Origin of the sequence: Streptomyces sp. NPDC060027, assembly GCF_042737005.1 — a bacterium.
Lineage (GTDB): Bacteria > Actinomycetota > Actinomycetes > Streptomycetales > Streptomycetaceae > Streptomyces.
Map to the genome: position 1 here is coordinate 1 of NZ_JBHWVI010000320.1, position 7,476 is coordinate 7,476.

Annotated in this window: 6 protein-coding genes; all 6 read right to left on the bottom strand. The window is 69.1% G+C overall.

The features are described from left to right. Nucleotides 1–46: 46 nt before the first annotated feature. The 6 genes from ACFWBT_RS40210 to ACFWBT_RS40235 all read right to left on the bottom strand — a co-directional run bounded on the left by ACFWBT_RS40210 (nucleotide 47) and on the right by ACFWBT_RS40235 (nucleotide 7,181). Nucleotides 47–1,330: a thymidine phosphorylase gene (locus tag ACFWBT_RS40210; protein WP_385708985.1), complete on the bottom strand. Its 1,284-nt coding sequence runs from the start codon at nucleotides 1,328–1,330 to the stop codon at nucleotides 47–49. A 67-nt stretch (nucleotides 1,331–1,397) separates the two neighbouring features. Next, a complete protein-coding gene (locus tag ACFWBT_RS40215) occupies nucleotides 1,398–1,811 on the bottom strand; it encodes a cytidine deaminase (RefSeq protein ID WP_385708987.1) in 414 nt (137 codons plus the stop codon). Continuing rightward, complete coding sequence (locus ACFWBT_RS40220) at nucleotides 1,808–3,073, bottom strand: ABC transporter permease (protein ID WP_385708990.1); 1,266 nt, start codon at nucleotides 3,071–3,073, stop codon at nucleotides 1,808–1,810. The genes ACFWBT_RS40215 and ACFWBT_RS40220 overlap by 4 nt, the downstream gene beginning before the upstream one ends. After that, complete coding sequence (locus ACFWBT_RS40225; RefSeq protein WP_385708992.1) at nucleotides 3,070–4,194, bottom strand: ABC transporter permease; 1,125 nt, start codon at nucleotides 4,192–4,194, stop codon at nucleotides 3,070–3,072. Before ACFWBT_RS40225 ends, ACFWBT_RS40220 begins: the two co-directional genes overlap by 4 nt. Beyond that, a complete protein-coding gene (locus tag ACFWBT_RS40230) occupies nucleotides 4,194–5,885 on the bottom strand; it encodes an ABC transporter ATP-binding protein (protein WP_385708997.1) in 1,692 nt (563 codons plus the stop codon). Before ACFWBT_RS40230 ends, ACFWBT_RS40225 begins: the two co-directional genes overlap by 1 nt. A 243-nt stretch (nucleotides 5,886–6,128) precedes the next feature. Next, on the bottom strand, nucleotides 6,129–7,181 hold the full coding sequence (locus ACFWBT_RS40235) for a BMP family protein (protein WP_385708995.1): 1,053 nt from the start codon (nucleotides 7,179–7,181) through the stop codon (nucleotides 6,129–6,131). Between the last annotated feature and the right edge of the window lie 295 nt (nucleotides 7,182–7,476).

The window sequence follows — 7,476 nt, forward strand, 5'->3', positions numbered from 1 at the left end:
GCGCGAGAGCGCCGGTCCCCGTCGTGGAGCGGAGTGGACGTGCCGGTCAGGCGATCCGGTCCAGCACGATCGGGGTGGCCGTGTAGTCCGTGCCCGCCGCCGCGATGTCGTACGAGCCATCGACCGCCTGGAGCGCGTACTCGAAGCGCTCCGGGGTGTCCGTGTGGAGGGTGAGCAGGGGCTGGCCCGCCGTCACCGTGTCGCCCGGCTTGGCGTGCAGCTCGACGCCCGCGCCGGCCTGCACCGGGTCCTCCTTGCGGGCGCGTCCGGCGCCCAGGCGCCAGGCGGCGATACCGATGTCGTACGCGTCCAGACGGGTCAGCACACCGGAGGCCGGGGCGCTCACGACGTGCCGCTCGCGTGCGGTGGGCAGCGCGGCGTCCGGGTCGCCGCCCTGCGCGGCGATCATGCGGCGCCACACGTCCATGGCGGAGCCGTCGGCGAGCGCCTTCGCCGGGTCGGCGTCCTTGATTCCGGCCGCGTCGAGCATCTCGCGCGCCAGGGCGATGGTGAGCTCGACGACGTCGGCGGGGCCGCCGCCGGCGAGGACCTCCACGGACTCGCGGACCTCGAGCGCGTTGCCCGCGGTCAGCCCGAGCGGCGTCGACATGTCGGTGAGGAGCGCGACCGTCTTCACACCGTGGTCCGTGCCCAGGCCGACCATCGTCGAGGCCAGCTCGCGGGCGTCCTCGATGGTCTTCATGAAGGCGCCGGTGCCGACCTTCACGTCCAGGACCAGCGAGCCGGTGCCCTCGGCGATCTTCTTGGACATGATGGAGGAGGCGATGAGCGGGATGGCCTCGACCGTGCCGGTGACGTCGCGGAGCGCGTAGAGCTTCTTGTCGGCCGGGGCGAGTCCGTCACCGGCGGCGCAGATGACCGCGCCCGTGGTGTCGAGGACGTGCAGCATCTCCTCGTTGGACAGCAGCGCGCGCCAGCCCGGGATCGACTCCAGCTTGTCCAGGGTGCCGCCGGTGTGGCCGAGGCCGCGCCCGGACAGCTGCGGCACCGCGGCACCGCAGGCGGCGACGAGCGGGGCCAGCGGGAGGGTGATCTTGTCGCCGACGCCGCCCGTGGAGTGCTTGTCGGCGGTCGGGCGGGACAGGGAGGAGAACTCCATGCGCTCGCCCGAGGCGATCATCGCGGCCGTCCAGCGGGCGATCTCACGACGGTTCATGCCGTTGAGCAGGATCGCCATGTTGAGGGCGGCCATCTGGTAGTCGGCGACCTCGCCGCGGGTGTACGCGTCGATGACCCAGTCGATCTGCGAATCGCTGAGTTCGGCGCGGTCCCGCTTGGTGCGGATGACGGAGACGGCGTCCATGGCCATGGCGTTCCTTCCGAAAAGATGAGCGGCCCCTCCCTGGGATCTGTCGATCAGGAGGGGCCGCGGGGCATTACTTGGTGAGATGACCGGGGCCGAAGGCCTGCGGGAGCATCTCGGAGAGCGGCACGATTCCGGCCGGGGTCTCCAGGAGCAGTCCGGGCCCGCCGAACTCGAAGAGCAGCTGCCGGCAGCGACCGCACGGGACGAGGATCTCGCCCCGCCCGTCGACGCAGGTGAAGTGCGTCAGCCGGCCGCCGCCGGTGGTGTGCAGCTCGGAGACCAGACCGCACTCGGCGCACAGCGCGAGCCCGTAGGAGGCGTTCTCGACGTTGCAGCCGGAGATGATCCGGCCGTCGTCGACGCGGGCGGCGGCGCCGACCGGGTACTTCGAGTAGGGGGCGTACGCGCGGGACATCGCCGTACGGGCCACCTCCCGCAGCTCCTCCCAGTCGACGTTCGCGCACTCCGCGCCGCCGGAGGTCACTTGCCCTGTCCCTTCCGGTACGGCAGGCCGTCCGCCTTCGGCATGCGCAGGCGCTGCGCCGACAGGGAGAGGACGAGCAGGGTGATGACGTACGGCGTGGCGGAGACGATCTGGTTGGGCACCTCGTTGGTCATGGAGTACCAGAGGAACACGAGGACACCGATGACCAGGGTGATGACGGCGGACACGTACTTCTTCTTGACCGCGAGCCAGATCGCGCCGATGGCGAGCAGGATGGCGCCGAGCAGCAGCAGGGCGTGGACGTTCTCCGAGCCGCCGCGCAGGTTGAGGCTGTCGGTGTAGCCGAACAGGACCGCGCCCAGGGCGAGTCCGCCGGGCATCCAGTTGCCGAAGATCATCGCGGCGAGACCGATGTAGCCGCGGCCTGCGGTCTGGCCCTCCAGGTAGAAGGGGTTGGCGACGATGGAGAGGAAGACACCGCCGAGGCCGGCCAGACCGCCGGAGACGATCACGGCGATGTACTTGTACTTGTAGACGTTCACACCGAGGGACTCGGCCGCGATCGGGTTCTCACCGCAGGACCGCAGGCGCAGACCGAACGGGGTGCGCCACAGGATCCACCAGGTGGCGGGGATCAGTGCGACGGCGATCAGGGTCAGCCAGGAGACGTCGGTGACCAGGCCGCCGAGCAGACCCGCGATGTCCGAGACGAAGAACCAGCCCTTGGAGTTCAGGGTGCTGAGCCAGTCGGAGAGCCCTGGCACGGTGAACTGGCCGAGCGATTCGACCGGCGGGGACTGCTTGGCCGAGCCGCCCGGGACGCCCTCGAAGGCGAGCGGGGAGAGATAGCGGGTGGCACCGAGCGCCAGGATGTTGATGGCCACACCGGAGACGATGTGGTTGACGTTGAAGGTGACCGTCATGATCGCGTGCAGCAGACCGCCGACGGCGCCGCCGATGACGCCGACCAGGATGCCGGTCCACGGGCCCCACTGGTAACCGGCCCAGGCGCCGAACCAGGTACCGAGGATCATCATGCCTTCGAGGCCGATGTTGACGACGCCCGAGCGCTCGGCCCACAGACCGCCGAGACCGGCCAGGCCGATCGGGACGGCCAGCTCCAGCGCGGTGGACATCTGGCTGACGTTGGTGATGCCGTCGGCGCCGGTGATGATGCGGACGATCGAGGTCAGCGCCAGGCCGCCCGCGATCACCAGCAGGAGGACGGGAAGCGACATCCGGCGGCTGCCGGGAGCCGCGGGCTGCAGCGTGGGCTGGTTGACGTCGGTTGCGGTGGTCACTGGCCAGCCACCTCCTTCTCGGTGTTGTTGGAGGCGCCGAGGACGTTGCCCGCGGCGAGTTCCGCGCCGACACGGCGCTGCTGGCGGCGCAGACCCCACTCGCGCACGGCCTCGTACGAGACGACGACCGCGATCACGATCAGGCCCTGCATGATGACCGCGATCTCCTTGTCGTACCCGTGGAAGTCGAGCTCGGGCGACGCCTTGTCCAGCCAGGCCCACAGCAGGGCCGCGAAGGCGATGCCCACGGGACTGTTGCGGCCGAGCAGTGCGATACCGATACCGAGGAAGCCGATGCCGGTCGGGAAGTTCAGGCTGTAGGTGTGGGTGTCGCCGAGCAGGATCGGCAGGCCCGCGAGACCGGCGATGCCGCCGGAGAGCAGCATCGCGGTGAGCACCATGCGCTTGGAGTTCACACCGCTGGCCGCGGCGGCGGACTCGGAGGCGCCGGAGGCGCGCAGGTCGAAGCCGAAGCGGGTGCGGTTGAGGACGATCCAGTAGCCGATGCCGAGGACCGCCGCGAGGACGACCAGACCGTAGATCTCGCCCGCGTCGCCCATGCTGAAGCCGGGAATCCAGCCCGACTTGTGCATCACGCCGGTGGTGTTGTTGTTGCCGAGCTTGACGCCGAAGACGTCGGGCAGCCACAGGTAGGCGATGACGGAGACCGCGATCGCGTTGAGCATGATCGTCGCGACGACCTCGCTGACCCCGCGGGTGACCTTGAGGACACCGGCGATACCGGCCCAGAAGGCGCCGGTGCAGACGGCGGTGAGGATCAGCAGCGGCACCTGGAGCGCGGCCGGCAGCGCGACGTGCGCGCCGACGATCGCGGCCATCATGGCGGCGAGCTGGTACTGGCCGTCCACACCGATGTTGAACAGGTTCATCCGGAAGCCGATGGCCACCGCCAGCGCCGCGATGTAGTACAGCGAGGCCTGGTTGATGATCAGGACCTGGATGTCGGAGTACGTCGCCTGCTGGAACATCAGCGTGTACGGCTCGAACGGGTTCTGACCCGAGGCGATCAGCACCACCGAGGTCAGCGCCACGGCGACGACGAGCGCGATGACCGGTCCGGCCACCCCGAGGAGCAGGCGCTCCTTGTCGAACTTCTTCATCAGCGGGCCTCGTCTTCCGGGGCGTCTGCCGGGGTCTCGGCGGGCTCTTCGAGCTCGGCCTGTTCGGCGAGCTCCTCGTTCTCCAGATGTCCGGAGGCGGCGCCGGTCATGGCCGAACCGAGTTCCTCCGGGGTGATGGTGGCCGGGTCGGCGTCCGCGACCAGCTTGCCGTTGTAGATCACCCGGAGCGTGTCGGACAGGCCGATCAGCTCGTCCAGGTCCGCGGAGATCAGCAGGACGGCGAGGCCTTCGCGGCGCGCCTCGCGGATCTGGTCCCAGATCTGCGCCTGCGCGCCGACGTCCACACCGCGGGTGGGGTGGGCGGCGATCAGGAACTTCGGCTTGTGGCTCATCTCGCGGCCGACGATCAGCTTCTGCTGGTTGCCGCCGGACAGGGAGGCCGCGGTGACGTCGATGCCGGGGGTGCGCACGTCGTACTGCTCGACGATGCGGCGGGTGTCGTTCTGGGCACCCTTGATGTCGAGCCAGACACCCTTGGCGTTGGGCGCCTCGGTGACGTGGCCGAGGATGCGGTTCTCCCAGAGGGGGGCTTCCAGGAGAAGGCCGTGGCGGTGGCGGTCCTCGGGGATGTAGCCGATGCCGCCCTCGCGGCGCTTGCGCGTCGACAGACCGGTGATGTCGTCGCCCAGGAAGCGGATGACGCCGGAGTCGGCGCCCTTGAGACCGATCAGCGCGTCGATGAGTTCGGTCTGGCCGTTGCCCTCGACACCGGCGATACCCATCACCTCACCGGCGTGGATGGTGAAGGAGACATGGTCGAGCACGAGCCGCACGGCCCCGCGCTCCACCTGGTCCATGAGCAGGCTCGCCGAGCCCTTGCCCATCGACACCGAGCCCGCGGCGAAGACGACCAGGTCGTCCACCTCGATCACGGCCTGGTCGGTGACGGTCGACTCGGACGTCTCCGGCGTCGGCAGCTCGCTGCCGACCATCAGCTCGGCGAGCTGACGCGGGGTCGTCTCGGACGGAACGGCGGTACCGACCGTCGTGCCGCGCCGGATGACCGTGATGTCGTCGGCGACCGAGAGGACCTCGCCCAGCTTGTGCGAGATGAAGATGACCGACAGGCCCTCGGCCTTGAGCTCGCGCAGGTTGTCGAAGAGCGCGTCGACCTCCTGGGGCACCAGGACGGCGGTGGGCTCGTCCAGGATCAGGATCTGGGCGCCGCGGAAGAGGACCTTGAGGATCTCCACGCGCTGCCGGTCGGCGACGCCGAGCTCCTCGACCAGGACGTCGGGGCGGACCCCGAGGCCGTAGCGCTCGGAGAGCTCCACGATCTTGCGGCGGGCCTTGGCGCCGATGCCGTACAGCTTCTCGCTGCCCAGGACGACGTTCTCCAGGACGGTGAGGTTGTCGGCCAGCATGAAGTGCTGGTGGACCATGCCGATGCCGCGGGCGATGGCGTCGGCGGGCGACGAGAAGGTGACCTGCTCACCCTCGACGGCGATGGTGCCCTCGTCCGGCTTCTGCATGCCGTAGAGGATCTTCATCAGCGTCGACTTGCCGGCGCCGTTCTCGCCGACGAGGGCGTGCACGGTGCCCTTGCGGACGCTGAGGTGGATGTCGTGGTTGGCCACGACGCCAGGGAATCGCTTGGTGATCCCGGCGAGTTCGACAGCGGTCGCCTGACCGTTGACCGCGCCGGCCGGAGGGCTGCTGGACGCGTTGATGGCGCACTCTCCTGAGGGAAAGGGGGTCGTCTACGCGCGTAGCGCCCCTACGGCAACGAAAGGGGCCACGCGCCGCGAGAACGGGATACGGGGAGCCAGACTCCTCGTATCCCGTTGAGCGGACGTATCCCCGCGGTTACCAAGCGACTCCGGGGCGGAACAGGCACCCCTCCGTACCGGACGGCACAGAGACGTACCCGAACTTCCCCGGGACCGCATTGGCTGCTCCTGAGGTTCTGCTCGTCAGCTGGTCTTGACCTTGATCGCACCGCTGATGATCTTCTCCTGGGCGGCCTTGACGGCGTCCTGGATCGCGGTGTTGTTCTTGAACTCCGGGTTGGAGTCGGCCAGGCCGACCTCACCGGACTTCAGATCGCCCCGAACGATACCGGTCGCGGGCTTGCCGTCCTCGACCGACTTCGCCAGGTTGTAGACCGCCTTGGCGACATCCTTCGTGGCGGAGGTCAGGATCGAGTCCTTGTACTTCGCCAGCGCCTCCTGCTGGTACTGGTCGGAGTCGACACCGATGGCCAGCACGTTCTTGGCGGCGGCGGCCTCGATGACACCCTGACCGGAGAGACCGGCCGCGGCGTAGACGACGTCGGCCTTCTTCTCGATCTGGCCCTCGGCGGCCGTCTTGCCCTTGTCGGGGCTGGAGAATCCACCCTCCTGGGCGGTCTGCGTCAGGTACTGCGAGAGGACCTTGACGCCGGGCTTGGTGTCCTTGACACCCTGCTCGAAGCCCGCCTCGAACTTGTGGATCAGCGGAACGTCGACGCCGCCCACGAAGCCGACGGTGTTCGTCTTGGTGGCCTTGGCGGCGGTGACGCCGGCGAGGTAGGAGGCCTCCTGCTCGGAGAAGACCAGGTCCGCGACGTTCTTCGCCTCGACGGTGGAGTCGTCGACGATGCCGAAGGTGGTCTTCGGGAACTTCGCCGCGGCGGCCTTGACGGCCGGGCCGTAGGCGTAACCGATGCCGATGACCGGGTTGTAGCCCTGCTTGGCCAGCGAGACCAGGCGCTGCTCCTTGTCCGCGTCCGTCTCACCGTCGGTGGGCTCGACGTCGGCGGTGTCGTACTTGAACTCGCCCTTGGCCTTCTTCAGACCCTCGAACGCCGCGTCGTTGAACGACTGGTCGCCCTTGCCGCCGACGTCGTACGCGATGGCGAGGCCCTTGTCACCCTTCGCGTCCGACGAGGACGAGTCGGAGGACGAGGTGCCGCCACAGGCGGACAGAGCGAGGGCGAGAGAGGCGGTCGCAGTGCCTGCGAGCGCGATGCGGGTAACCCGGCGCATGTGTTGTTGCTCCTGTCGTACAAGCGCCTGACGGATCAGCTTCGGCGCTGGCTTCGCCGCAGATTAACGCGCGTAGACCAACTAGAAAACCCCTTCTGTCCACCTTGTTATGCGGCTGTGCCCGACGCCACGTTTCCGCGGGCCCGGGACGTGCCGAACGCATAGGCGCGGTGGCTGTGGGTGACCCCGCAGACGGACAGCGGAACGGGGGGGGCCCAGTGGTGGCCCCCCGGTGCCCGCTGGGTGGGCCGCGGCGCCGGTCACCCAGTCCGAAGGGGGGGGGTGGGGCGGGGGC